This window comes from Maricaulis sp. (assembly GCF_039978735.1).
Lineage (GTDB): Bacteria > Pseudomonadota > Alphaproteobacteria > Caulobacterales > Maricaulaceae > Maricaulis.
Genome location: NZ_JBDWAS010000011.1, coordinates 17,057 through 41,679 on the forward strand (window position 1 = coordinate 17,057; position 24,623 = coordinate 41,679).

Here is a 24,623-nt window from a genome sequence, read left to right on the forward strand (position 1 = left end):
CCCGCGACTGTGGCACAGATTGCAGGCCGACTTTCCAGATGCCATTGCCCGGCTCTCCTGTCTCGATCCGACAGGAGAGCAGAGCCGTCTTAAGATACGGTGTCCCGGCCGCGGATGTACCGGGCGCTAGCCGGAGGCTCCGGCTGGGAGTTCGTAGAAGAACTCGGCCCCGCCCGGACCCAGCGGCAGACCCAGTATGAACCAGACCGCCATCATCAGGATCGACGTCACCAGAATGGCGATCGAATAGGGCAGCATGGTCGCGATCAGGCTGCCCAGGCCGAATTCCGGCACATAGCGCTGGGCGAACACCAGGACGAGCGGCAGGTAGGGCATCAGCGGCGTGATGATGTTCGTGGCCTGGTCGCCCATGCGGTAGGCCAGCGTCGAGCCTTCCGGCGAAATCCCCAGCAGCATCAGCATCGGCACGAAGATCGGCGCCAGCAGCGCCCATTTGGCCGAGGCCGATCCCATGAACAGGTTGAGCACGGCGACCAGCAGCACCATGCCGATGATCAGCATCGGTGCCGGCAGGTTCAGCGCCTGGAGCCCCTCAGCGCCCGAGATGGCGATGACGGTGTCGATCTCGGATGCCCCGAACAGCGCGATGAAGTGCGCCATGGCGAAGGCAAGGATGATGTATCCGCCCATATCGGCCATGGATTTCGTGCCGAGCTGGACCAGGTCACGGTCTGACTTCACGGTGCCGACGGCCACGCCGTAAAGCCCGCCGGCGACGAGAAAGACAATCATCAGGATGCCGACGATGGAGCGGAAGAAGGGACCGAGTCCGCCGTCAGCGCCGCGCAGGATGCCGTTCGACGGCACCGTCATCACGAGGATGAGGGCGATCATGACGAGGATGGAGATACCCGCCCAGGCCAGCCCCTTGCGCTCGTTCGGTGACAGGGTTCCGCTGTCTTCGGGCTCGGCGAAGTCGGCAGGGCGCTCCCAGGTGCCCAGGCGTGGCTCGACGATGTAGTTGTTCACGAGCGTGCCGACGACGACCAGCACCGGCGTGAGGGCGATGGTGAAGTAGTAATTGCCCAGATTGTTCAGCGTCCATCCGGTTTCGATTGACCGTGCGGCCGTCTGGGTGATGCCGAAGAGAAGCGGCTCGAGCGAGGTGACAACCAGATTGGCGGAGAAGCCGGCAGAGACGCCGGCGAAGACTGCAGCCAGTCCTGCGACGGGATGCCGGCCGACGGCCGCGAACACGACCGCGCCCAGCGGCACCATGACGATATAGCCGGAGTCGACGGCGAGATTGCCCATCACGCCCGCGAAAACGAGCGTCGGGGTCAGGAGCATGTTGGAGACGCCGGACACCATCCCGCGCATGCCCGCTGCCAGCAGGCCGGTCTTTTCCGCGACACCGGCGCCGATCATGACCACGAGGACCATGCCGAGCGGAGCGAAGCCGGTGAGTACGGCGGGCATGTTGACCAGGAGGTTCTGCAACTGGGCACCGGTGAGCAGGTTCACGACCTCGATCGTTTCACCGGTGACGGGGTGTTCGACGGACAAGCCCAGCATCGACAGGCCCAGCGAGGCCATCATCACCACGCCGATCAGGATGAAGAAGATCGTCACCGGATCGGGCAGGCGGTTGCCGGCACGCTCAACGGCGTTGAGTAGCGAATTCCCCAGGCTCATGTCATCTCCCCAGACTTGTTGTCGGGGCAAAATGGACGCGTTCGGGAACAAAGTGCAATGTTTTCCGGGCTCGCCGGGGCAGTCGCGGCGCGGTTTAGCCTTGGGCGGGCAGGTCGCCGGCCTTCAGCGCGGTAAGGGCGGGGCTGGCGAACTGCCGGTAGACCAGGATCGCCGCGACAGCCAGCGTCACCAGGATCTGTGCGGCCGGTCCGCCGATCCAGGCCAGATATCCGATCGACATGAAGAGCGTGCGCAGGCCGCGATTGAACTGGCGGCCGGCGACGACATTCATCGCGCCGGCGCGTCGGGCCGCCGCCAGGATTTCTTCGGACGCCGCTTCGTCACGGCCGGTGTCCGGCGTGGCGCCCAGCAGCATGGCGGAATAGTTCACCAGCCGGTAGGCCCAGCCGAACTTGAAGAAGGCATAGGCGTAGATCACCAGGAGGCCCAGCGACATGACCTCCCATTGCAGGCGCGAGGAGGCGTCGAGGAAGGGCACGTCCTGCACGGCGCTCATCACCGGATCCAGCGCGGTGATGAGTGTGAAGGCGGCGCCGATACCCAGCAGCGCGGTCGAGGCGAAGAAGGCGATGCCGTTCTGCAGGCCGGCGATGATCTGGCTGTCCATGATCCGCACCTGGCGGTTGGCCATGCCTTCCATCCAGCGGCGCCGGTGCACGTCCATCGCGCGCGACAGGGTGTGTTTGGAGAACGGGCTGTGATCGACCAGCCAGGAAAACCCGCCCGCAATCAGCAGGAAGCCGATAACCCCGAAATAATCCGACATGATCTGCCCGTTCGTCCGCCGCGAACGATCACTCTAGGCATATTCGCGCCGCGGGAAAGCCGCAGCGGCCGATGGTGCAGAGGCCGATGATGGGGGGCGCCCGTCAGGCGTTCGCAACCAGGAAAAGCAGGAGCGCAATCGCGGCTGCGGCGGTGGAGATCGCTAGGACCCAACGCACGCCATGTCCCTTTTCACCCTGGCGAGCCTCTTGGGAGTTCAGAATAAACATTCCGTACCTCTTTCGTGGCTATACACCTCAATATAGGGCGAATAGGGCGATTTGTCGGCCCCCGGCCAACAGTGTCCGGCTTTCAGGCCATCCTGGCCCGGCGTTGCGGGGTTGCGCGCCAGGCGAGACTGAGGGCGATCAGGGCGGCGCTCGCCAGGAGGCCGGCATTGATCACCCAGGCCACGGGATCGGCATAGTCCGCGCCATGCCGCAGCACATGTGCCAGGGGCAGGGCGGTTAGCAGGAGCGCGCTCGCGGCCCGCAGGCCGGTGGACAGGGCAACAGGTCCCAACGGCACAGTCAGGCCCAGGCTCAGCCCGGTCGCGATGGCCCAGACGAGCAGCGGATCGGGTCCGGGCCACACGAGCGCAGTCAGGGCGGAGAGCGCATAGGCGAAGGGCTGGCTCCACACGGTTGCGGCCCACAGACGTTCGGTGACGGGGGCGGGGTGGCCCTTGGAGCGGCGGCGGGCGGTCCAGATGGCAACGCCCGTACTGGTCACCCAGGTCAGTGCGGCGCCCAGAAGGATGTAGGCGAGCTTGGAAACCCAGCCGGCAAACCAGCCGAAATGATAGGGGCCGATCGTCTGCAGGATGCGGGTGCCCAGCGAGCTTTCGGACACCCGTTCGCTGTGGAACAGGGCGCCATTGCCGTCATAGATATAGCTGTCGCCAAAGGCGAGCTTGTCGGCATAACCCATTGTGACATGGACGGATTGGCCGGTTTCTCCCGGATGGTCCAGACGCAGCATGCGCAGCTCCGCGCCGGGCGCTCGGGCCGCGGCATCGGCCAGGATGGCCTCGAGATCGGGGACCGGCGCGGGCGTGGTGTCGTCCTCCAGCGCGGGCGGGAAGAAGAGCGCATAGGTCTGTTCCACATCGCCCTTGAAGAAGGCGAGCGCCAGCGTGCCGGCGATCAGCGTCGTCAGGCCCAGCAGCGCGCCGGTCAGCGCGATGACGATGTGGAAAGGCAGGGCCCAGATGCCGGCCCGGTTGTGCAGGTCGGCCTCCTGCAGGCGTTTCGTGCCGCCCAGCCTGATATGGAAGGCGTCGCGGAAGATGCGCGGATGCGACAGGAGGCCCGAGATCAGGAGGGAGAGCAGGGCCACCCCGGTCATGCCGACCACGAAGGAGCCGACAGCGTGCGGCAGGTGCAGGTCGATGTGCAGGCCGAGCATGAAGGCCGACCAGGGCGTCGGCGCGGGGCCGGACCAGGTGCCGTCCGTGCCGGCGAAGCCCTCCAGTATCTCCCCGTCGTGCAGTTCCGCATAGATGCGCGTGCGCGGCGAATTGATGTCGGGCAGCGAGATGAAGATGTGCTCGGTCGCCGGGTGTCCGGAAAGAAAGCTCCGGGCCGTTGCGATTACGGTGTCCGGCCCTGCCGCCTCGACAGGCGCGACCACCGGCGCTTCCCAGCGCTCGAAATCATGGACCAGGACGGCGACCGTGCCGGAAAAGCAGACCAGATAGATCAATGCCGCAAAGGCGAGACCCAGAGAGGAGTGGCCGGCGAGCACGGCCTGCACGAAGGGCGCGGACATGCGCGGCCAGATCGTCTTTGCCCGGGGCCGTTGTCGTTCAGCCATGTCAGAAGCCTTCGATTGCGATCAGCGCAGCGCCTGCCAGGGTCAGCGCGATCATCGTGAGAGCAGGGCGCAGGATGCGGTCATCGGTCAGGGCCCAGGCCATCGCGCCGGCCCACAGGACGGGGACGAGAACGCCGCCCAGCACAATCCGGGTCTGCGGGTCGGACGGAAACCAGACGGTCCAGGCGATGCCGAGGGTGAGCGAGACGGCACAGCCCAGCGGTGCCGCCACGAGGGTGCGCATGATGCCGCGCCAGATCTTCGCGCCGCGCAGGGACGGCTCCAGCGCCCGCGACCGGGCGACGCGGCCATTCGCCTCGCGCCGCTTCACGCCGGTTGCGACCAGTGCCAGGGCGCCGGCCGGTATCAGGGCCATGGCGAAGGCGGGGCCCCGGGCCGAGCCGAGGGCGATGGCGGCGATCACGACGAGCGCGGACACGGCTGCCCAGCCCGCCAGGATCAGGACCGGCCTGGCAGCGGAGGGATGCCGCCAAGCCTGCCGGAGCACAAAGGCTGCGGCGATCCCGGTCGCAACAAGCGCTGCGATGACGAGAGCGTCGATCACCAGTTCGCCTCGAGCGTGACGCCGACGACCCGCGGCTGGCCGAGGATGGCGTAAGGGACGTTGCTCCGCCGGTACTGGAAATAGTCCTCGTCGAACAGGTTGTTGACGAAGAGCGACACCGCCCAGCTGTCCTGTTCATAGCCGACAGATCCGTTGATGAGTGTCCGAGCGGCGACTTCCGATCCGGCCTGGTTGACGCCGGTGACCGTGTATTCCTCGCTGCGATAGCTGCCGTTGAGATTGGCGAAGAGGCCATTGCTCCAGGTCCAGTTCGCACCGGCGGCCAGCGTCCAGGCCGGGGCGTAGGCGAATTCGGAGCCGGACAGGTCGTCGGTGGAGCTGCCATTGACGATGACGAAATCGTCGAACTCGGTCTTCGTGTGCCCAAGCGAGGCATACCAGTCGAAGCCGCGGGATATCCGATGGGCCACTTCCAGCTCGAACCCGTAGAGATGCGAGCTGCCGGCATTTTCGGTCTGGGTATCGAAGTCGTTGAGGCCGAGATTGACCCACACCTGCTGGTCGGTCCAGTCGATGTAATAGGCGTTGGCGTTGACCGAGAGATCGCCGTCCAGCCACAGCGAGCGCAGGGAGAGCTCGTAGTTCCAGGTGTATTCGGGATCGTAGGGCACGACGATCGAGCGGGCGATATTGACGGTCGAGCCGCCGGACCGGTAGCCGCGCTGCACGATGGCGCTGGTCGAGAGGTCGTCGGTCCAGTTGTAGGTCAGGCCGAGCTTGGGCAGGAAGGCTTCGAAATCGCGCGAGTCCGTCGGCGCCGAGGCCCCGGCCTGGGCGACGAAGAGATCGACGACCTGGTTCAGGCCCGCAATGACCGGGGCGTAGGGACCGTACAGGGCCGGGTCCGGATAGGTGCCGGCGAACACCGCCGTCTGGTCCGAGGTGATGGTGTAGGTCTCGCGGTCATAGCGGAAGCCGCCGAGCAGGGTCAGTCGCGGTGTCAGCTCGAACCGGCCGTCGGCGAACAGGGCCGAGGTCTCGATCGAGGACGGGGCCTGCGATCCGTAGGAGACCGCAATTTGCGGCAATGCTGAAACATAGAGACTGGCGGCGAAGGCTGCGGTGGCGGCATCGAGGCCGAAGGGCGGGCCCTGCAGCACGCCGACCAGGGTGGTTTCCGGCGTATCCACGAGCGTCAGGCTGGAGCTCGCATTGTCGATGTCGCGGTCCGACAGGTAGAGGCCGACCAGGCCGGTCAGGCGGTCGCCGGAATAATCGAGACGAAACTCCTGGGTCAGGGTCTCGGTCTCGTTATCCGTGTCGCCATAGGCTGCGGGCTGGGGGCTCAGATCGTTGTCATACTGGAGATAGGTATCGACCAGGCTCCAGGCCGTCAGGCTGGTCAGCACGAACCGGTCGGTCAGCTCGTAGTCGATATTGAGCGTGACCATGTCGGTCGTTGAATCGTTGGAATTGGGGGCGTCGGACGTGTTGATCCGGTTGTCGAAGAAGTCCGGCGTATCCGTGCGGATATAGGTGTAGGGATAGCCCGACTCCTGTTCGTAATGCGTATAGCTGCCCAGGATCGACAGGCCGGGCACGGCGTCCGGTTCGATCAGCAAGCGCGCACGGGCGTGCAGGTTGGATACGCCGTCCACCGTGCCGCCGCGCGTCGGATTGTCGACAATGCCGTCAAACTCGCGGTTCTCCACCGCGATGCGGAACGCGACCTGGTCTTCCACGATCGGGCCGCCGCCGGCGAAGGAGAGGGTGACATCGTCCTGGTCCGTCGCGGAGAGGCGGGCGCGGGCATCCCAATCCCAGGTCGGTGCGCGCGACTGGACGACGATCGCACCGGCCAGCGAGTTGCGGCCCTGCAGGGTGGATTGCGGACCGCGCAGGATTTCCACCTGCTCGACATCCCACATGTTGAAGGGGCCGGCCGAGGTGCCGGTCACGCCGTCCGGCACGGCCACGCCATCGACATAGATGCTGGCCAGTCCGCCGGTGCCGCCGCCGGAGACATTGTTGCTGGAGATGCCGCGGATGGTGAATTCGGTCGGGCCGTACGTCTCACCGACATTGGCGGTGCGGTTCACGATGTCGAACAGGGTGCGGATATTCTCGTTCTCGATCCGCGCGGCCGTGGTGACTGCAACACTGGTGGGCGTGTCCTGCAGCGAGCGTTCGATCTTCTCGCCCAGGATGGTGATGACATCCTCGTTGCTGTCCGCCGCCTCCTGGGCCGTTGCAGGCTGAGCCAGGCCGAAGACCAGGATGCCGGCCGTTCCGGCCAGCAGGAATTGACGATTGAACACGGTGAGCCCCCTCGATGTTGATCGGATGCGGGTCTTGTCATTGTTATAAATGCGAGTCAATCTCATTCTCATCTAGACGCTGAAGCGGGAGGCGGGGCAAGAGGGGGGGGACAGGCGGGCGGGTGATCCCGCTGGCGGCTTGCTGCCGGACAGGCAGATTGCGTCATATGAACGCACGATCCGTCCGGCCCCTCCCGATTCTCCGCCTGATCGACCCGGTCTGGCCGCCCCTGCTGCTGGTGGCGTGCTGCCTCGTGCTCGCCTTCGCGGTTTCGCCCTTCTGGTGGCTCGACGCGCTGGCGATACTGGGATGCGGTGTGCTGGTGCTGGATACGGCGGCGCGCTACCGCCAATACCGTGTGCTGCGCATGGCGCTGCGCCAGGCCAATGGCGTGACCGGCCAGGCCCGGCGGCTCTTCCGGCGCGCCCGCAGCACCTGGTGTACCCGCCGGGCGGCTCTGGCGGCGGCGCATGCCGAGGGTTTCGGCCGCGAGGCCCGCGCGCTTGTCTGCCGGTGGGGCTACCGGCCCTGGCATATTTTTCCGGACGGGACCTTTACCCGCCGCTCGCCCTTCCTCCGGTTCGCCTTCTGGCGCTCGGTTGTCGGGCTGGAGCGGCGTGGGCAGGGCCATCCCGGCTGATTTCGATATTGCAAATCATTTGCATTTATTGTTCGCTCTGTATCGCGATATTCGCCAGAACTGACAGAGGGCGGCCTTTAGGCCTTGCCCGCAGCGCCGCTGCGCTCTAGCTTCCGCGCCAAATCGGGCAGGGGGTCCCGTTGCCGGTGGTTGATTCGTCCCGAGGCGGATCACACCCTGAAAACAACGGCCTCCCGCACCGCAAAACCGACGCTAGAAGGCGAGGCTTGGCGATGGACGCGCTGCTTCTCGATTACCTGCCCATCCTGATCTTTTTCGGACTGGCCACTGCGATTGGTCTCGGCTTCATGCTGGCCGCTTTCGTGATCGCCCCGTCGAAGCCGGATCCGGAAAAAGTCTCGACCTATGAATGCGGCTTCAACGCCTTCGACGACGCCCGCATGAAATTCGACGTGCGATTCTACCTCGTCGCCATCCTGTTCATCATCTTCGACCTGGAAGTCGCCTTCCTCTTCCCCTGGGCGGTGACGCTCCGGGATCATCTGGGCCCGTTCGAGTTCTGGTCGATGATGGTGTTTCTGGGAGTTCTCACCATCGGCTTCATTTACGAGCTGAAAAAAGGCGCGCTGGATTGGGAGTAGTCCACCATGGCATCTGATCTGACCCCTCATGCCGGCATGGCCGGACGCGCGACCGTTCCCGGCTATGACCCGAAGAAACACGACCCGTTCTTTGACGGCGTCAGCGATGCGCTGGCCGACAAGGGATTCGTGGTCGCCGCGGCCGACGATCTCGTCACCTGGGCCCGTACCGGCTCGCTGATGTGGATGACGTTCGGCCTGGCCTGCTGTGCCGTGGAAATGATGCAGGCCTCGATGCCGCGTTACGACGTCGAGCGCTTCGGCTTTGCGCCGCGGGCCTCCCCGCGCCAGTCGGACGTGATGATCGTCGCTGGCACGCTCACCAACAAGATGGCGCCGGCCCTGCGCAAGGTCTACGACCAGATGCCCGAGCCGCGCTACGTCATCTCGATGGGTTCGTGCGCCAATGGCGGCGGCTATTACCACTATTCCTATTCGGTCGTGCGCGGTTGTGACCGCATCGTACCGGTCGACATCTATGTGCCGGGCTGCCCGCCCACCGCAGAGGCGCTGGTCTACGGCATTCTTCAACTGCAGAAGAAGATCCGCCGTGAAGGCTCGATCGAACGGTGATGGCAGGCGCGAGGAGTGACAAGGCGATGAGCGAAGCTCTCAAGGTTCTCGGCGAGCACATCCAGGCGGGCCGGCCCACGGCCGTCACCGGCTGGACTGTGACCCAGGGCGAGCTGACCGTGACGATCCATCGCGACCAGGTCGAGGATGTGATCACCTGGCTGCGCGACGAGCCGGCCTGCAAGTTCACGACGCTGGTCGATATCTGCGGTGTCGACTATCCGCAGCGCGCCGAGCGGTTCGAGGTGGTCTACCACCTGCTCTCCATGCACCAGAACCACCGGGTGCGCGTGAAGCTGTCGACGGATGAGGAGAACCCGGTTCCCTCGATCCATCATGTCTATCCCGTTGCCGACTGGTTCGAGCGCGAGGCGTTCGACATGTACGGCATCGTCTTCTCCGGCCACCCGGATCTGCGCCGCCTGCTGACCGATTACGGTTTCGAGGGCTATCCGCTGCGCAAGGACTTCCCGCTCACCGGCTATGTCGAAGTGCGCTGGGACGAGGAGCAGAAACGCGTGGTCTACGAACCGGTCGAACTGGTCCAGGAATACCGCGACTTCGATTTCATGAGCCCGTGGGAAGGCGCCAAATACGTCATCCCGGGCGACGAGAAGGCGGAGGGTTAGCGATGAGCGTGACGACCCAAGGGCGTTGCCTGTGCGGCGCTTCGGCCTTCACGGCGAAGCTGAAGAGCGAGACGGTCGATGCCTGCCATTGCTCCATGTGCCAGACATGGGGATCCGGTCCGTTCATGGCGGTCGAGTGCAGCGAGGCACCGGTTTTCGATGATGACAGCGCACTGGGCGTTTTCAGCTCGTCGGACTGGGCTGAGCGCGTTTTCTGCAAGAGCTGCGGCACGCCGCTGATGTGGCGCATGAAGGACGGCGGGCACTGTTCTGTCTCGGCCGGCGCGCTGACATTGAGCGACAAGGCGCGGTTTGAGGTCGAGATCTTTATCGACGAGAAGCCGGCCTATTACGACTTCGCGAACGACACCCGGAAGATGACGGGTGCCGAAGTGATCGCGGCCTTCACTGCAGGGCAAGAGGGATAATCGGCATGGCTGACGACATGACGCAATCCGGCGAACGCAAGTTCACCCTCAATTTCGGTCCCCAGCACCCGGCCGCCCACGGCGTGCTGCGCCTCGTGCTGGAACTGGACGGTGAGGTGGTCGAACGCGTCGATCCGCATATCGGCCTTCTGCACCGCGGCACCGAGAAGCTGCTGGAGCACAAGACCTATCTCCAAGGCATCGGCTATTTCGACCGTCTCGACTATGTCGCGCCGATGAACCAGGAGCACGCCTTCTGCATGGCGGCCGAGCGCCTGGCCGGTATCACCGTGCCGAAGCGTGGCCAGTATGTGCGCGTGCTCTATTGCGAGATCGGCCGCATCCTGAACCACCTGCTCAACGTGACGACCCAGGCCATGGACGTCGGCGCCCTGACGCCGCCGCTCTGGGGCTTCGAGGAGCGCGAAAAGCTGATGGTGTTCTACGAGCGCGCTTCGGGCAGTCGGATGCACGCTCACTATTTCCGCCCCGGCGGTGTCCACCAGGATCTGCCGCCGAAACTGGTCGAGGACATCCGTGCCTGGTGCGACCAGTTCCCGGAAAAGCTGGACGATATCGACAGCCTTCTGACCGAGAACCGCATCTTCAAGCAGCGCAATGTCGATATCGGCGTGGTGACCAAGGAAGATGTGCTCGCTTGGGGCTTCTCCGGCGTGATGGTGCGCGGTTCGGGCCTGGCCTGGGATCTGCGCCGCGCGCAGCCCTACGAGGTCTATGACGAGCTGGAATTCAGCATTCCGGTCGGCAAGCATGGCGATTGCTATGATCGCTATCTGTGCCGCATGGAAGAGATGCGCGAGAGCGTGAAAATCATGATCCAGTGCTGCGACTGGCTCATGAAGGAGGAGAATGCGGGCGAGGTGCTGGCCACCGACTCGAAATTCTCGCCGCCGCGCCGCGCCGAGATGAAGCGCTCGATGGAAGCGCTCATCCAGCACTTCAAACTCTATACCGAAGGCGTGCATGTCGAGGCGGGCGAGGTCTATGCCACCGTCGAGGCGCCGAAGGGCGAGTTCGGCGTCTACCTGATCGCCGACGGTTCCAACAAGCCGTATCGCGTGAAGATCCGGGCGCCCGGATTCCCGCACCTGGCCGCCATGGACTTCATGAGTCGCGGCCACATGCTCGCCGATGTGTCGGCCATTATCGGCTCGCTCGACGTCGTGTTCGGGGAGATCGACCGGTAATGAGGCTTGGCCTTGCCATACTTGCGCTGTGCGGCGTGGCAGCCTGTTCGGGCGGCGAGGGCGGTATCGATGCGCTGACGCGGGCGCAGTATGATGTCGCTGTGCTCAATGCTGCACCGGACAGTGTTCCGGTCTTCACCGAGGTGGCGCTGATGGGGTGCCGTATGGCCGGCGGCGAGCCGCTGTGCGGCTCCTGCGTGACGACTGCGGCTACAGCCGCGGATGGGCATTCGGTTCACGCGACCCTGCAGGAGCACCGGCTGAACCGCACGAATGATGCTGGCGAGGCCCTGGTTGGCGTGACCAGCGAACTTGATTACGCGGATTTTCCGCACAATGGCACACGGGGTGGCATCGAGGCTTCGATCTCCGACGCCCACGCCTGGTGCGAAGCCTTTCATCCGGAACAGGTCGTGGTCCTGCGGGACGTTCGCGACGCCGAGATTTCGACAGGGGATGAGGAATGAGCGTTCGACGCTTGGCAAAGGACCAGCCCGAGAGCTTCGCCTTCAACAAGAAGAGCGAGGACGAGATCAAGTTCTGGCTGGCGAAATATCCCGAGGAGAAAAAAGCCTCGGCCGTCATCCCCATGCTGTGGATCGCGCAGAAGCAGGAAGGCTGGGTCTGCGAGCCCGCCATCCGCGAGATCGCCGACCGGCTGGGCATGCCCTATATCCGCGTCTACGAGGTCGCGACCTTCTACACCATGTTCAACCTGGCCCCGGTGGGTGAACACCTGATCCAGGTCTGCGGCACCACGCCGTGCATGCTGCGCGGGTCCGACGAGCTGATCTCGGTGTGCAAGAAGCGCATCGGCAAGCAGCACGAGATTTCGCAAGACGGCAAGTTCACCTGGGTCGAGGTGGAGTGCATGGGCGCCTGCGCCAATGCCCCGATGATCCAGCTCGCCAACACCGATGGCGACCATTACATCGAGGATCTGGACGCGGAGGCCTTCGAGAAACTGCTCGACGACCTCGCCGCCGGCAAGAAGGTCAAGTACGGCCCGCAATCCGAGCGGAATGCGTCCGAGCCGCACGGCACCAAGGTGCTGACCGATGAGAGCCTCTATGACGGCTCGCGCGCCAAGCCGGTCGCGCTTCCCAATACCGGCAAGTCCGAAAAGGCGGAGGGCTAAGTCATGACCCAGCTTCTCCAGGACAAGGACCGCATCTTCACCAACCTGTTCGGCCACCACGACCCCGGTCTGGACGGCGCCAAGCAACGGGGCGCATGGAACGGGACCAAGGAAATCCTTGAACAGGGCCGCGACTGGATCATCGACCAGATGAAGGCGTCCGGCCTGCGCGGCCGTGGCGGCGCGGGTTTCCCGACCGGTCTGAAATGGTCCTTCATGCCCAAGGAAGTGGGCGCACGTCCGCACTATCTCGTCGTCAATGCCGACGAGTCCGAGCCGGGCACGTGCAAGGACCGCGAGATCATGCGGCACGATCCGCACCTTCTCATCGAAGGCTGCCTGATCGCCTCCTTCTCGATGCAGGCGCACGCCTGCTACATCTATCTGCGCGGTGAGTATGTCACCGAGCGCCTGGCGATGGAGAAAGCCGTCAAGGAGGCCTATGAGGCCAAGCTGATCGGCGAGAAGAACGTCCATGGCTGGCCGTTCCACGTCTATATCCATCACGGCGCCGGCGCCTATATCTGCGGCGAGGAAACGGCCCTGCTGGAAAGCCTGGAAGGCAAGAAGGGCCAGCCGCGCCTGAAGCCGCCTTTCCCGGCCAATGCCGGTCTTTATGGCTGCCCGACCACGGTGAACAATGTCGAATCCATCGCGGTGGCGGGCACGATCCTGCGCCGCGGCGCGCAATGGTTCGCCTCTTTCGGCCGCGAGCGGAATGTCGGCACGAAGATCTTCTCGATCTCCGGCCATGTGAACAAGCCGTGCAATGTCGAAGAAGCCATGTCGATCCCGATGAAGACGCTCATCGAGACGCATGCCGGCGGCGTGCGCGGCGGCTGGGACAATCTGAAGGCCGTCATTCCGGGCGGCTCCTCGGTGTCGTTGCTGCCGAAGGATATCTGCGACGACGTGCTGATGGATTTCGACGCCCTGCAGGCGCACAAGTCCGGTCTGGGCACTGCCGCCGTCATCGTCATGGACAAGTCCACCGACGTGGTGAAGGCGATCGCGCGAATTTCCTACTTCTACCGCCATGAAAGCTGCGGCCAGTGCACGCCGTGCCGTGAAGGCACCGGCTGGATGTGGCGCGTGCTGGAGCGCATGGCGCGCGGCGAGAGCTCGATCGAGGAGATCGACATGCTGCTCGACGTCGCCGGTCAGGTGGAAGGCCACACGATCTGCGCGCTCGGCGACGCGGCCGCCTGGCCCGTCCAGGGCCTGATCCGCCACTTCCGGGGCGAGATCGAGGAACGCATCAACAATTATCGCGCCGGCAAACCCGTTTTTGTCAGCCAAGCCGTGGCGGCGGAGTAGTAGTCATGGAACAGCTGGCGACCCTGTTTTCAATAGCTGCTTCACTCGCAACTGTCGTGGCTACGATCCTTGCTGCTATCGGTGCGGTGTTTGCTTGGCATAAGTATCGTCAGGAGCGCCGTTTTCAGATGGAGTTGTCACTTCTTGATGCGTCTGAAAAGTACGCACGCGCTTATTCAGACATGTACACACTTCATGCTGAAATCATGAATGCTGACGTGAGTACGCTGAATTGGGTTTCGTTCAATCAAAAGCTCCACTCTTTTCTGAACTTATCTAAGTTTCAACGCGCCGTTATGGGGATGTTTTCTAACTATTTGAATTACAGGAAGCGAATAGGCCAAAAGGTCGATGAAAAAGATGAGTTTTCTGGCGCCATTTTGTCGATGATTCGAGACGGTAATCGCGCCAACACGATGCTGAACGAACTTCGCGAAGTGAATGAACGTTTTCGGCCCACTGGTGGAGCTATCGATGACTGAAGATCTCCGCAAAATCGTAGTCGACGGTGAAGAAGTCGAAGTACCGAATTCCTTCACGCTGTTGCAGGCTGCCGAGGCGGCGGGCCGGGAAATCCCGCGCTTTTGCTATCATGAGCGCCTGTCGGTGGCCGGTAATTGCCGGATGTGCCTGGTGGAACTCGTCGGCGCGCCGAAACCGGCCGCGTCCTGTGCGATGCAGGTGCGCGACATGCGCGGCGGGCCGAATGGCGAACCGCCGGCGATGAACACGCTGTCGCCGATGGTGAAGAAGGCGCGCGAAGGGGTGATGGAGTTCCTGCTCATCAACCACCCGCTGGACTGCCCGATCTGCGACCAGGGCGGTGAGTGCGACCTGCAGGACCAGTCGCTGGTCTATGGCCGCACCGGCTCGCGCTTCCCGGAAAACAAGCGTGCCGTCGAAGACAAGGAAATGGGTCCGATCATCAAGACGGAGATGACGCGCTGCATCCAGTGCACGCGCTGCGTCCGCTTCGTCACCGAGGTCGCAGGCGTGCCGGAGATCGGCATGATCGGCCGCGGCGAGGATGCCGAGATCACGACCTATCTGGAAAACGCGGTGACGTCGGAACTGTCCGGCAATGTCATCGATCTGTGCCCGGTCGGTGCGCTGACCTCCAAGCCCTACGCCTTCAACGCCCGTCCTTGGGAGCTGAAGAAGACCGAGACCGTCGATGTGATGGACGCGGTCGGCTCGAACATCCGCGTGGATGCCCGCGGCGGCGCCGTGCTGCGCATCCTGCCACGCGTCCATGAGGGCGTGAACGAGGAATGGATTTCCGACAAGACGCGCTACGCCTGGGAAGGTCTGGGCAAGCGCCGTCTGGACAAGCCCTATGTCCGCGAGAACGGCAAGCTGCGCGTCGCGAGCTGGAGCGAGGCGCTGGACGTGGCGGCCAAGCGCCTGTCGAGCGATGCCTCGAAGATCGGCATGATCGCCGGCGATCTGTGCTCGGCGGAAGAGATGAAGGCGGCCAAGGATCTGGCCGATGCCCTGGGCATCGCCTCGACCGACTGCCGCCAGGATGGCGCCAAGCTGGGCGCCGGTCCGCGCCAGGAATACCTGTTTAACGCAACGATTGCCGGCATCGAGGAAGCAGACGCCATCCTCATCGTCGGCGCCAATCCGCGCGTCGAGGCGGCCATCGTCAATGCGCGGATCCGCAAGACCTGGCTGCATAATGACACCAAGGTCGGCGTGATCGGCGAGCCGGTCGACCTGAGCTATGAGTACGAGCATGTCGGAACGGGCGCCAAGGATCTGGCCGGCCTGAAGAAGAAGCGCTCGGGCTTCATCAAGACGCTGAAGGACGCCAAGCGTCCGCTCATCCTGGTCGGTGCCGGTGCGCTGGCCCGCGAGGACGGCGCCCAGGTGCTGCGCGCGGCCGGCGATCTGGCCGCTGCCGTCGGCGCTGTCAGCGAAGACTGGAACGGTTTCTCGGTGCTGCACACGGCCGCCAGCCGCGTGGCCGGTCTCGATCTCGGCTTTGTGCCGGGTGAGGGCGGTCAGGACGTGGCCGGCATGCAGTCGGGCAATATGGAGACGATTGTCCTCATGGGCGCCGACGAGCTGGACATGTCGAAGTTCGGCGACGCCTTCGTGATCTACATCGGCAGCCATGGCGATGCCGGGGCTCACCGCGCCGATCTCGTGCTGCCGGGCGCGGCCTGGACGGAGCAGGACGGCCTCTTCGCCAATACCGAAGGCCGCGTGCAGCTGGCTTTCCGCTCGGTCTTCCCGAAGGGCGAGGCCAAGGAAAACTGGGCCATCTTCCGCGCGCTGTCCGAGCGTGTCGGCAAGACGCTGCCCTATGACAATCTCACCCAGCTGCGCCTGAAACTGTTCGAGGACGTTCCCGTGCTCGGCGGAATCGATCATGCCCCGGGAGCCGAAGGCGCGGCGGAGTTCGACGCCAAGTCGATCGGTGCCGACGGGGATGTCGCCGATGCGGCCTTCACGCCGGCGGTGCGCAATTTCTATTTCACCAACCCGGTTGCCCGGGCTTCCAGGACGCTGGCCGAATGCGCCGCGCTCAAGGACGCCCCGGCGGCAGTAGCGGCGGAGTAAGCGATGAGCGAGTTCGTCTCCCAATTCGGCCCGCTCTGGGGCACGCTTGCCGTGATCGGCCAGATTCTGGCCTTCATGATCGTGCTGCTGATCTCGCTGGCCTTCCTGCTGCTGATGGACCGCAAGGTCTGGGCGGCGGTGCAGATGCGCAAGGGCCCGAACGTGGTCGGCGCCTTCGGCCTGCTGCAATCCTTCGCGGACTTCTTCAAGTTCGTGTTCAAGGAAATCGTCGTGCCGGCCGGTGCGGACCGCTCGCTCTACCTGCTGGCGCCGCTGATCACGCTGATCCTCGCCTTCATCACCTGGGCCGTGGTGCCGGTGGCGCCGGGCTGGGTAATCGCCGACCTCAATGTCGGCATCCTCTATTTGTTCGCCATGTCGTCGCTGGGTGTCTATGGCATCATCATCGGCGGCTGGGCCTCGAACTCGAAATATCCCTTCCTGGGCGCGCTGCGCTCGGCGGCACAGATGGTGTCCTATGAAGTCTCGATCGGCTTCATCATCGTCACCGTGCTGCTGTTCGCCGGTTCGATGCGCCTGTCCGACATCGTCGACATCCAGGCCGGTGGCTTCTGGAACTGGAACCTGCTGGCCTTCCACGCCTTCCCGCTGCCGATGTTCCTAGTGATGGTGCCGATGGCGGCGATGTTCTTCATCTCGGCCCTGGCGGAAACCAACCGTCCGCCCTTCGACCTCCCCGAGGCCGAATCCGAACTCGTGGCCGGCTATCAGGTGGAATACTCCTCGACGCCCTACCTCCTCTTCATGGTGGGCGAGTATCTCAACATCGTGCTGATGTGCGCGATGACGGCCATCCTGTTCTTCGGCGGCTGGCACGCGCCTTTCCCGGACGGCTTCGTCAATGACTGGCCCTATCTGGCTTCGCACGCCTGGCACTTCTTCTGGTTCGCCGCCAAGGTCGTGTTCTTCTTCTTCATGTTTGCGATGGTGAAGGCCCTGGTCCCGCGTTACCGCTATGACCAGCTGATGCGCCTCGGCTGGAAGATCTTCCTGCCGACCTCGCTGGTTGCGGTGGCCCTGGTGGGTGCTGCCGTCGTCTACGGCCCGCAAGGATAACTCCCATGAGCCGACTGCAACAAACCATTCGCGGCGCCCTGCTGATGGACTTCTGGTCCGCCTTCGGCCTGGGCATGCGCTATTTCTTCAAGAAGAAGGCGACGCTGAACTATCCCTTCGAGAAGGGGCCGCTCAGCCCGCGCTTCCGCGGCCAGCATGCGCTGCGCCGCTATCCCAACGGGGAAGAGCGCTGCATCGCCTGCAAGCTGTGCGAGGCGATCTGTCCGGCGCTGGCGATCACGATCGAGGCGGAACCGCGCGCCGACGGCTCGCGCCGCACCACGCGCTACGACATCGACATGACCAAGTGCATCTATTGCGGTTACTGCCAGGAGGCATGCCCGGTGGATGCGATCGTGGAAGGCCCGAACTTCGAGTTCGCCGCCGAGACCCGCGAGGAACTTTTCTACGACAAGGCAAAACTGCTCGAGAACGGCGATCGCTGGGAACGGGAAATTGCCAGAAACCTGGAACTCGACGCGCCGTACCGCTGATTGGCGGCGCGTTGGCTGAACATTAGACGGAAGAGGGCATCATGCTCGCATCACTGGCCTTCTGGGCCTTTTCCGGAGTGGCGATCCTGTCGGCCCTGATGGTCGTCATCGCCCGCAACCCGGTCAGGTCCGTGCTGTTCCTGATCCTGGCCTTCATCTCGGCCGCGGGTCTGTTCGTGCTGCTGGGCGCCGAATTCCTGGCGATGCTGCTGATCGTTGTCTATGTCGGCGCGGTCGCGGTGCTCTTCCTCTTCGTCGTGATGATGCTGGACGTCGACTTCGCCGAGCTGAAGCAGGGCTTTCTGAGCTATCTGCCGCTGGGCGGGCTGATTGCCATCGTGCTGGCGATCGAGCTGGCAATGATCGGGATGAGCTGGGAAAGCGCGCCGCAGGCCGAAGCCCTGCGCGCGGCGGCCATGCCGGACGGCATGAGCAATGTCGAGGCGCTCGGCAATGTGATCTACGACCAGTACGTCTACTTCTTCCAGATCGCGGGCCTGGTGCTGCTGGTCGCCATGATCGGCGCCATCGTGCTGACGCTGCGTCACAAGGAAGGCGTCAAGCGCCAGAGCGTGACCGCCCAGGTCGGCCGCGACCGCAAGACTGCCGTTGAAATGCTGGATATCAAGCCGGGACAGGGGATTGGAGAATGATGGAGATCGGGCTGGGGCATTACCTCGCCGTCGCCGCGGTGCTCTTCACCATCGGTGTGTTCGGCATTTTCGTGAACCGCAAGAACGTCATCATCCTCCTGATGTCGATCGAGCTGATCCTCTTGTCGGTGAACATCAACCTCGTCGCCTTCTCGTCCTTCCTGGGCGATCTGGCCGGGCAGGTGTTCGCGCTGTTCGTACTGACCGTGGCCGCGGCGGAAGCCGCTGTGGGCCTGGCCATTCTCGTCGTCTTCTTCCGCAACCGGGGCGATATCTCGGTTGAGGGCGTCAACCTGATGAAGGGCTAGGGGATCATGGCACCTATTATCGTCTTCGGGCCGCTCCTCGCCTCGGCCTTTGCCGGTCTCTTCGGCAATTATGTCGGCCACCGCGCCGCGCAGATCGTCACCACCGGTGCGGTCCTGCTGTCGGCCATCCTGTCCTGGATCGTCTTCTTCGACGTGACGGTGGGCGGCAACACGACCACGATCCATCTCGCGACCTGGATGAGCGTCGGTGATTTCGACGTCTCCTGGGCGATCAAGCTGGACAGCCTGTCGGCCGTCATGCTGGTCGTGGTGAACTCGGTCTCCTCGCTGGTGCACATCTATTCCTGGGGCTACATGTCCCACGATCCGCACCGCGCGCGCTTCTTCTCCTACCTGTCGCTCTTCACCTTCGCGATGCTGGCCCTGGTGACCGCCGACAACTTCCTGCAGCTCTTCTTCGGCTGGGAAGGCGTGGGGCTGGCCTCCTACCTGCTGATCGGCTTCTGGTACAAGAAGAAGTCGGCCAATGACGCGGCCATCAAGGCTTTCGTGACCAACCGCGTCGGCGATTTCGGCTTTGCCCTGGGCATCATGGCGATCTTTCTCGTCTTCGGCTCGGTGGCGTTTGACGATGTCTTCGCCCAGGTCGGCGACCAGGCCGATGCGGTCCTGTCCTTCGCGGGCATGTCCTTCAACGCGATCGAGCTGATTGCCTTCCTCCTGTTCATCGGCGCGATGGGCAAGTCGGCACAGTTCTTCCTGCACGTCTGGCTGCCGGACGCGATGGAAGGTCCGACGCCGGTCTCCGCCCTGATCCACGCCGCGACGATGGTGACGGCCGGTGTCTTCCTCGTCTGCCGGGCTTTCCCGATCTACGAGATGGCACCGAACGCCTCGGCCATTGTCACCGTGATCGGTGCCGTGACGGCGCTGTTCGCCGCGACGGTCGGCATGGCGCAGAACGACATCAAGCGGGTCGTGGCCTATTCGACCTGTTCGCAGCTGGGCTACATGTTCTTCGCCGCGGGCCTGGGCCTTTACGGCGCGGCCATGTTCCACCTGTTCACGCACGCCTTCTTCAAGGCGCTCTTGTTCCTCGGCTCCGGCGCGGTGATCCACGGCGTCCATGACGAGCAGGACATGCGCAAGATGGGCGGCCTGTTCCGCATGATGCCGATGACCTGGCTGATGATGATCATCGGCACGCTGGCGCTGACCGGTGTCGGCTTCTCCTTCGGTGCGCTGGGCCTCTTCCTGCCGGATCTCGGCTTTGCCGGCTTCTTCTCGAAGGATGCCATCATCGAGGGCGCCTTCATGGCGGGCCGCGAAGGCGTGTTCTTCGGTATTCCGGCCTTCTGGATCGGCACGATCGCGGCGCTGCTGACGAGCTTCTACTCCTGGCGCCTGATCTTCATGACCTTCCACGGCACCTATCGCGGTCCCAAGGACGTCTACGACCACGTCCACGACCCGAAATGGCCGATGGCGCTGCCGCTGATCGTTCTGGCCGTCGGTGCCGTGCTGGCCGGCGGGCTCTACAAGTCGAGCTTCATCGGCGATAATTCCGGCCACTTCTGGGGCGAGGCCCTGCCGGCCGCGGCTCATGGCCCGGCGGTTGCCGGCGAGGATCACGGCGTGGCGGACGATGCTGGCGAAGACATGCATGCCGTGGCCGCCGACAGTCATGCCGAACCGGCGGCCGGCGATCACGCCGTCGCTGCGGCCGACGACCATGCGGTCGCGGCCGACGATCACGCGGCCGAGGGCGATCATGGCGGCGGTCACCACCCGCCGGTCTGGGTGCTGCTCTCGCCGTTCTTTGCAACGCTGATCGGCTTCCTGGGCGCGATCTGGTTCTACCTGATCAATGAAGGCATGGGCGCCCGCATCGCCGCCCGCGGCGGTCCGCTGCACAGCTTCCTCTACAACAAGTGGTATGTGGACGAGATCTACCATTTCGTCTTCGTGCGCGGCGCGAAGGGGCTGGGCGACCTGTTCTGGAAAATCGGCGATGTCCGCATCATTGACGGCTTCGGCCCGAACGGTGTGGCCGGCTCGACCCTCGCGGCGGCCAGGCGCCTCGCCAAGGCCCAGTCCGGTTATCTCTATCACTACGCATTCGTCATGCTGATCGGCGTGCTGGGGCTTCTGCTCTGGGCCCAGTTCGGCGCAGGAGGCCAATAGATGTTTGGCGAGTTCGAAGCCTTTCTTTCGATCCTGACCTTCGTCCCGGCCATCGGCGCGCTGGTCATCGCGCTCTTCCGCTTCACGGCGCGGCCCGAGGATCAGGCCCTGATCGACCGGAATTCGCGCCTGGTGGCATGGGTGGCGACCATGGTGACGCTGGTCCTGTCCATCATCCTGGTGGCCAATTTCGACCGTGAAACCGCGGGCTTCCAGTTCGTGCACGAGATCGAGTGGCTGGCCGAGATCGGCATGGGCTACCGGCTCGGTGTGGACGGGATCTCCGTGCTCTTCGTGCTGCTAACCGCCGGTCTGATGCCGCTGTGTATCATGGCGTCTGGCGCGATCGAGAAGCGCGTTGCCGACTACATGATCGCCTTCCTGCTGCTGGAAACCCTGGTGATCGGCGTGTTCTGTGCGCTCGACCTGGTGGTCTTCTACATCTTCTTCGAAGGCGGCCTGATCCCGATGTTCATCATCATCGGCGTGTGGGGCGGACAGAACCGGGTCTATGCGGCCTTCAAATTCTTCCTCTACACCCTGCTTGGCTCGGTGCTGATGCTGGTCGCGATGGTCTACATGTTCCTGCAGGCCGGAACGACCGACATCACGGCGCTGCTGGATTATGAGTTCGCGCGAAACGCGCAGATGTGGATGTGGCTGGCCTTCTTCGCCTCCTTCGCGGTGAAGATGCCGATGTGGCCGGTGCACACCTGGTTGCCGGATGCCCACGTGCAGGCGCCGACAGCGGGCTCGGTGATCCTGGCGGGCGTGCTGCTGAAGCTGGGCGGCTACGGCTTCCTGCGCTTCTCCATCCCGATGTTCCCGGAAGCGTCCGACTATTTCGCGCCGCTGGTCTTCGCGCTGTCGATCATCGCCATCATCTACACCTCGCTGGTGGCCTTCCGTCAGACCGACATCAAGAAGCTGATCGCCTATTCCTCGGTTGCCCATATGGGCTTCGTGACGATGGGCCTGTTCGCGATGAACGAGACGGGCGTGCAGGGCGCGATCTTCCAGATGATCTCGCACGGCGTGATCTCCGGTGCGCTCTTCCTGTGCGTCGGCGTGATCTATGACCGCATGCACACCCGCGAGATCGCCTTCTATGGCGGCCTTGTGCACCGCATGCCGGCCTATGCCGCGATCTTCGCGCTGTTCACCATGGCCAATGTCGGCCTGCCGGGCACGTCCGGCTTCATCGGCGAGATCATGACGATGGTCGGTGCCTTCCAGGTGAGCTGGTGGATCGCCACCGGTGCGGCTGCCGGCGTCATCCTGTCGGCCATGTACATGCTGACCATGTATCGCGATGTGGTGTTCGGCGAGATCACCAATCCGAAGCTCGAGACCATCACCGACCTGAACCGCATGGAATGGGCGATCTTCATCCCGCTCATCATCATGACGCTGTGGCTCGGCGTGTCCTCGACCGTGGTGACCGACATCACGGCGGCCTCGGTCGACAATCTGATCACCAACTACAATGCGGCACTGCCCGCACCGGCCCAGTAGGAGAGGCACGCCATGACTGCGGACATGCTTTCCCAGGATCTGACGCTCCTCATCCCGGAAATCCTCCTGGCCTGCGGCGCGATGGCGCTGCTCATGCTGGGCGTATTCCTGAAGGGCGAGGGCGCCAATCGTCTCGTGCAATGGCTGACGGTCGGCCTGCTCGCTGCCGCCGGTCTGGCGGCCCTGTTCGCCGTGACGGGCGAGGGGACAGCCTTCTCCGGCAGCTTCATCTTCGACAGCCTGGCCCGCTTCTCCAAAGTGGCCATCGGCATTGTCGCGGCGATCGCCATGCTGCTCGCCATGCCCTATCTGCAGGCGGAAAAGCTCGGCAAGATGGAATACGCCATCCTGGTCACGCTCGCCGCCGCCGGCATGATGATGATGGTGTCGGCCAACGACCTGATCTCCATGTACATGGCGATCGAACTGCAATCCCTGGCGCTCTACGTTCTGGCGGCCTTCAACCGCGACAGCCTGCGCGCCTCGGAAGCCGGTCTGAAATACTTCGTGCTCGGCGCGCTGTCGTCCGGCCTGCTGCTTTACGGCGCCTCGCTGGTCTACGGTTTTGCCGGTGCCACGGGCTTCAACGAGATCGCCATCGCCGTTGAAAGCGGTCCGACGGTCGGCCTCATCTTCGGCCTGGTCTTCGTGATCTGCGGTCTGGCCTTCAAGGTCTCCGCTGCGCCCTTCCACATGTGGACGCCAGACGTCTATGAAGGCGCACCGACGCCGGTGACGGCCTTCTTTGCGACGGCCCCCAAATTTGCCGCCATGATCCTGCTGGCCCGCGTGCTGGTCGAGCCCTTCGGCGGCATGGTCGAGCAATGGCGCGACGTGATCTGGATCCTGGCCGTGCTGTCCATGGGCATTGGCGCCTTCGGCGCGCTGACCCAGACCAATATCAAGCGCCTGATGGCCTATTCCTCGATCGCCAATATGGGCTACGCCCTGGTGGCCGTCGCGGCGGCGAGCCAGACCGGCATGTGGGCGCTTCTGGTCTACATGGTGCTCTACATGATCTCGGTGATCGGCTCCTTCGGCGCCATCCTGTCGATGCGCACGCGCGAAGGCATGGTGGAACAGATCTCCGATCTGGCCGGCGTCGCCCAGCGCAATCCGGGCCTGGGCTGGTCGATCACGGCGCTGATGTTCTCCATCGGCGGCCTGCCCTTCATGGTCGGCTTCTTCGGCAAGTTCTTCCTGATCTACGCCGCCGTCGAATCCGGCCTCCTGATCCTGGCGGTCCTGGCCGTTCTCTTCTCCGTGGTGGGCGCGGCCTACTATCTGCGGGTGGTGAAGACGGTCTGGTTCGATGAGGGCGAGGTGGAATTCGTTCCGGCGGCCCTGTCGATCTACTGGGTGACGCGCCTGGCTGGCCTGGCCACGGTGGCCCTGCTGCCGGTCGTGGGCTGGGTCGTCTACCGGGCCGTGTCCGTCGGGCTGACCGTCCTCTAGATCTTGTCGCTCCCTTCGCCTGCGATCGAGTGGCTCGACGAGACGCAATCGACCAATGCGGACGCGCGTGAGCGGGCTCTGGCCGGCGCGCGCGGTCCGCTGTGGATCGCCGCGCGCCGGCAACTCGCCGGCCGCGGCCGTCGCGGCCGGGCCTGGACGGGGCTTGAGGGGAATCTTTTCACAACGGGACTCTACGTCTTCCAGGCCGAACCCGGCCGGGTGGCGGAGCTCTCCTTTGCAGCGGCCCTGGCTGTCGCGGAAGTCTGCGACATGGCGCTGCGCGATCCGGCCGCCACGCGCGTGAAATGGCCCAATGACGTCCTTGTGAACCGGCGCAAGGTGTCCGGCATCCTGCTTGAATCGGGCCAGGCGCCCGGCGGCGGGCTGTGGCTGGCGCTCGGGATCGGGATCAATCTGGCCGCCGCGCCGGATGACAGCGAACGCCCGGCGACCTCGCTGGCCGCCGCGGGTGGTGCGATATCGCGTGAACAGGCCCTCGACACACTCGTCGATGCGTTCGAGCGCTGGCGCCGCCGCTGGCTGCAGGACGGGTTCGGCCCGCTGCGCGATGGCTGGCTCGCCCGGGCTCACGGGCTGGGCGAGCGCTGTGAGGCGCGCCTTCAGAACGAGACCGTGAGCGGCGTGTTTGCCGATCTGGGCCCTGACGGATCGCTGCGGCTGGACTTGGATGATGGCGGGCGGCGATATATCTCCGCTGGTGACGTCTTCTTCCCCGCCGGGGTGACGGCGCCGGCGCTGAGGAGAGACTAG

Annotated in this window: 24 protein-coding genes; 19 read left to right on the forward strand and 5 right to left on the reverse strand. The window is 64.2% G+C overall.

The window, feature by feature from the left end:
- Window positions 1–126 precede the first annotated feature (126 nt).
- The 5 genes from ABJO18_RS03250 to ABJO18_RS03270 form a co-directional block, all read right to left on the reverse strand.
- Window positions 127–1,656 carry an AbgT family transporter gene (locus tag ABJO18_RS03250; RefSeq protein ID WP_348507635.1) on the reverse strand — a complete coding sequence of 510 codons (1,530 nt, stop codon included), beginning with the start codon at window positions 1,654–1,656 and terminating at the stop codon, window positions 127–129.
- A gap of 94 nt (window positions 1,657–1,750) precedes the next feature.
- The gene (locus ABJO18_RS03255; RefSeq protein WP_348507636.1) at window positions 1,751–2,443 is read right to left on the reverse strand and encodes a DUF599 family protein; all 693 of its coding nucleotides are present in this window, start codon (window positions 2,441–2,443) and stop codon (window positions 1,751–1,753) included.
- A gap of 311 nt (window positions 2,444–2,754) precedes the next feature.
- Entirely contained in the window at window positions 2,755–4,257 is a 1,503-nt protein-coding gene (locus ABJO18_RS03260; protein WP_348507637.1) for a PepSY-associated TM helix domain-containing protein, read from the reverse strand.
- Window position 4,258: 1 nt separating this feature from the next.
- On the reverse strand, window positions 4,259–4,822 hold the full coding sequence (locus ABJO18_RS03265; RefSeq protein ID WP_348507638.1) for a hypothetical protein: 564 nt from the start codon (window positions 4,820–4,822) through the stop codon (window positions 4,259–4,261).
- Window positions 4,819–7,101 carry a TonB-dependent receptor gene (locus ABJO18_RS03270; RefSeq protein ID WP_348507639.1) on the reverse strand — a complete coding sequence of 761 codons (2,283 nt, stop codon included), beginning with the start codon at window positions 7,099–7,101 and terminating at the stop codon, window positions 4,819–4,821. The genes ABJO18_RS03265 and ABJO18_RS03270 overlap by 4 nt, the downstream gene beginning before the upstream one ends.
- A 167-nt stretch (window positions 7,102–7,268) precedes the next feature.
- On the opposite strand from ABJO18_RS03270, the gene ABJO18_RS03275 reads away from it, so the two are divergent.
- The 19 genes from ABJO18_RS03275 (at window position 7,269) to ABJO18_RS03365 (ending at window position 24,623) form a co-directional block, all read left to right on the forward strand.
- Window positions 7,269–7,742, forward strand: a complete 474-nt coding sequence (locus ABJO18_RS03275) for a hypothetical protein (RefSeq protein WP_348507640.1) — start codon at window positions 7,269–7,271, stop codon at window positions 7,740–7,742.
- 233 nt (window positions 7,743–7,975) lie between these two features.
- Window positions 7,976–8,344 (forward strand): NADH-quinone oxidoreductase subunit A, encoded by a 369-nt coding sequence (locus ABJO18_RS03280; protein WP_348507641.1) that lies wholly within the window; start codon window positions 7,976–7,978, stop codon window positions 8,342–8,344.
- Window positions 8,345–8,350: 6 nt separating this feature from the next.
- Window positions 8,351–8,917 carry an NADH-quinone oxidoreductase subunit B gene (locus tag ABJO18_RS03285; protein ID WP_011643295.1) on the forward strand — a complete coding sequence of 189 codons (567 nt, stop codon included), beginning with the start codon at window positions 8,351–8,353 and terminating at the stop codon, window positions 8,915–8,917.
- Window positions 8,918–8,943: 26 nt separating this feature from the next.
- The gene (locus ABJO18_RS03290; protein ID WP_348507642.1) at window positions 8,944–9,546 is read left to right on the forward strand and encodes an NADH-quinone oxidoreductase subunit C; all 603 of its coding nucleotides are present in this window, start codon (window positions 8,944–8,946) and stop codon (window positions 9,544–9,546) included.
- Window positions 9,547–9,548: 2 nt separating this feature from the next.
- Complete coding sequence (locus ABJO18_RS03295; protein WP_348507643.1) at window positions 9,549–9,974, forward strand: GFA family protein; 426 nt, start codon at window positions 9,549–9,551, stop codon at window positions 9,972–9,974.
- A gap of 17 nt (window positions 9,975–9,991) precedes the next feature.
- Window positions 9,992–11,182, forward strand: a complete 1,191-nt coding sequence (locus ABJO18_RS03300; protein WP_348507647.1) for an NADH-quinone oxidoreductase subunit D — start codon at window positions 9,992–9,994, stop codon at window positions 11,180–11,182.
- A complete protein-coding gene (locus ABJO18_RS03305) occupies window positions 11,182–11,649 on the forward strand; it encodes a hypothetical protein (RefSeq protein WP_348507644.1) in 468 nt (155 codons plus the stop codon). The genes ABJO18_RS03300 and ABJO18_RS03305 overlap by 1 nt, the downstream gene beginning before the upstream one ends.
- On the forward strand, window positions 11,646–12,320 hold the full coding sequence (gene nuoE, locus ABJO18_RS03310) for an NADH-quinone oxidoreductase subunit NuoE (RefSeq protein ID WP_348507645.1): 675 nt from the start codon (window positions 11,646–11,648) through the stop codon (window positions 12,318–12,320). The genes ABJO18_RS03305 and nuoE overlap by 4 nt, the downstream gene beginning before the upstream one ends.
- Before the next feature lie 3 nt (window positions 12,321–12,323).
- On the forward strand, window positions 12,324–13,637 hold the full coding sequence (gene nuoF, locus ABJO18_RS03315; RefSeq protein ID WP_348515729.1) for an NADH-quinone oxidoreductase subunit NuoF: 1,314 nt from the start codon (window positions 12,324–12,326) through the stop codon (window positions 13,635–13,637).
- Window positions 13,638–13,642: 5 nt separating this feature from the next.
- Window positions 13,643–14,119, forward strand: a complete 477-nt coding sequence (locus tag ABJO18_RS03320; RefSeq protein ID WP_348509396.1) for a hypothetical protein — start codon at window positions 13,643–13,645, stop codon at window positions 14,117–14,119.
- Window positions 14,112–16,205: an NADH-quinone oxidoreductase subunit NuoG gene (nuoG, locus tag ABJO18_RS03325; protein ID WP_348509397.1), complete on the forward strand. Its 2,094-nt coding sequence runs from the start codon at window positions 14,112–14,114 to the stop codon at window positions 16,203–16,205. The genes ABJO18_RS03320 and nuoG overlap by 8 nt, the downstream gene beginning before the upstream one ends.
- A gap of 3 nt (window positions 16,206–16,208) precedes the next feature.
- A complete protein-coding gene (gene nuoH / locus ABJO18_RS03330; RefSeq protein ID WP_348509398.1) occupies window positions 16,209–17,282 on the forward strand; it encodes an NADH-quinone oxidoreductase subunit NuoH in 1,074 nt (357 codons plus the stop codon).
- A 5-nt stretch (window positions 17,283–17,287) separates the two neighbouring features.
- Window positions 17,288–17,776 (forward strand): NADH-quinone oxidoreductase subunit NuoI, encoded by a 489-nt coding sequence (nuoI, locus tag ABJO18_RS03335; protein WP_271186750.1) that lies wholly within the window; start codon window positions 17,288–17,290, stop codon window positions 17,774–17,776.
- A gap of 38 nt (window positions 17,777–17,814) precedes the next feature.
- Entirely contained in the window at window positions 17,815–18,429 is a 615-nt protein-coding gene (locus tag ABJO18_RS03340; protein ID WP_348509411.1) for an NADH-quinone oxidoreductase subunit J, read from the forward strand.
- Window positions 18,429–18,737 carry an NADH-quinone oxidoreductase subunit NuoK gene (gene nuoK / locus ABJO18_RS03345; protein WP_309297594.1) on the forward strand — a complete coding sequence of 103 codons (309 nt, stop codon included), beginning with the start codon at window positions 18,429–18,431 and terminating at the stop codon, window positions 18,735–18,737. Before ABJO18_RS03340 ends, nuoK begins: the two co-directional genes overlap by 1 nt.
- 6 nt (window positions 18,738–18,743) lie before the next feature.
- On the forward strand, window positions 18,744–20,882 hold the full coding sequence (gene nuoL, locus ABJO18_RS03350; protein ID WP_348509399.1) for an NADH-quinone oxidoreductase subunit L: 2,139 nt from the start codon (window positions 18,744–18,746) through the stop codon (window positions 20,880–20,882).
- Window positions 20,883–22,397 (forward strand): NADH-quinone oxidoreductase subunit M, encoded by a 1,515-nt coding sequence (locus ABJO18_RS03355; RefSeq protein WP_348509400.1) that lies wholly within the window; start codon window positions 20,883–20,885, stop codon window positions 22,395–22,397. It abuts the gene before it with no gap.
- A gap of 12 nt (window positions 22,398–22,409) precedes the next feature.
- Entirely contained in the window at window positions 22,410–23,852 is a 1,443-nt protein-coding gene (gene nuoN, locus ABJO18_RS03360; RefSeq protein WP_348509401.1) for an NADH-quinone oxidoreductase subunit NuoN, read from the forward strand.
- A 3-nt stretch (window positions 23,853–23,855) separates the two neighbouring features.
- Window positions 23,856–24,623 carry a biotin--[acetyl-CoA-carboxylase] ligase gene (locus ABJO18_RS03365; protein WP_348509402.1) on the forward strand — a complete coding sequence of 256 codons (768 nt, stop codon included), beginning with the start codon at window positions 23,856–23,858 and terminating at the stop codon, window positions 24,621–24,623.

What these genes read in the sequence shown, in the direction of transcription:
- nuoI (WP_271186750.1), top strand. Translation starts at nt 17,288, where the DNA reads ATGAGCCGACTGCAACAAACCATTCGCGGCGCCCTGCTGATGGACTTC.
- nuoL (WP_348509399.1), top strand. Translation starts at nt 18,744, where the DNA reads ATGGCACCTATTATCGTCTTCGGGCCGCTCCTCGCCTCGGCCTTTGCC.
- ABJO18_RS03355 (WP_348509400.1), top strand. Translation starts at nt 20,883, where the DNA reads ATGTTTGGCGAGTTCGAAGCCTTTCTTTCGATCCTGACCTTCGTCCCG.
- nuoK (WP_309297594.1), top strand. Translation starts at nt 18,429, where the DNA reads ATGGAGATCGGGCTGGGGCATTACCTCGCCGTCGCCGCGGTGCTCTTC.
- nuoF (WP_348515729.1), top strand. Translation starts at nt 12,324, where the DNA reads ATGACCCAGCTTCTCCAGGACAAGGACCGCATCTTCACCAACCTGTTC.
- nuoE (WP_348507645.1), top strand. Translation starts at nt 11,646, where the DNA reads ATGAGCGTTCGACGCTTGGCAAAGGACCAGCCCGAGAGCTTCGCCTTC.
- nuoG (WP_348509397.1), top strand. Translation starts at nt 14,112, where the DNA reads ATGACTGAAGATCTCCGCAAAATCGTAGTCGACGGTGAAGAAGTCGAA.
- ABJO18_RS03320 (WP_348509396.1), top strand. Translation starts at nt 13,643, where the DNA reads ATGGAACAGCTGGCGACCCTGTTTTCAATAGCTGCTTCACTCGCAACT.
- nuoN (WP_348509401.1), top strand. Translation starts at nt 22,410, where the DNA reads ATGACTGCGGACATGCTTTCCCAGGATCTGACGCTCCTCATCCCGGAA.
- ABJO18_RS03290 (WP_348507642.1), top strand. Translation starts at nt 8,944, where the DNA reads ATGAGCGAAGCTCTCAAGGTTCTCGGCGAGCACATCCAGGCGGGCCGG.
- ABJO18_RS03300 (WP_348507647.1), top strand. Translation starts at nt 9,992, where the DNA reads ATGACGCAATCCGGCGAACGCAAGTTCACCCTCAATTTCGGTCCCCAG.
- ABJO18_RS03280 (WP_348507641.1), top strand. Translation starts at nt 7,976, where the DNA reads ATGGACGCGCTGCTTCTCGATTACCTGCCCATCCTGATCTTTTTCGGA.
- nuoH (WP_348509398.1), top strand. Translation starts at nt 16,209, where the DNA reads ATGAGCGAGTTCGTCTCCCAATTCGGCCCGCTCTGGGGCACGCTTGCC.
- ABJO18_RS03285 (WP_011643295.1), top strand. Translation starts at nt 8,351, where the DNA reads ATGGCATCTGATCTGACCCCTCATGCCGGCATGGCCGGACGCGCGACC.
- ABJO18_RS03305 (WP_348507644.1), top strand. Translation starts at nt 11,182, where the DNA reads ATGAGGCTTGGCCTTGCCATACTTGCGCTGTGCGGCGTGGCAGCCTGT.
- ABJO18_RS03250 (WP_348507635.1), bottom strand. Translation starts at nt 1,656, where the DNA reads ATGAGCCTGGGGAATTCGCTACTCAACGCCGTTGAGCGTGCCGGCAAC.
- ABJO18_RS03260 (WP_348507637.1), bottom strand. Translation starts at nt 4,257, where the DNA reads ATGGCTGAACGACAACGGCCCCGGGCAAAGACGATCTGGCCGCGCATG.
- ABJO18_RS03275 (WP_348507640.1), top strand. Translation starts at nt 7,269, where the DNA reads ATGAACGCACGATCCGTCCGGCCCCTCCCGATTCTCCGCCTGATCGAC.
- ABJO18_RS03255 (WP_348507636.1), bottom strand. Translation starts at nt 2,443, where the DNA reads ATGTCGGATTATTTCGGGGTTATCGGCTTCCTGCTGATTGCGGGCGGG.
- ABJO18_RS03295 (WP_348507643.1), top strand. Translation starts at nt 9,549, where the DNA reads ATGAGCGTGACGACCCAAGGGCGTTGCCTGTGCGGCGCTTCGGCCTTC.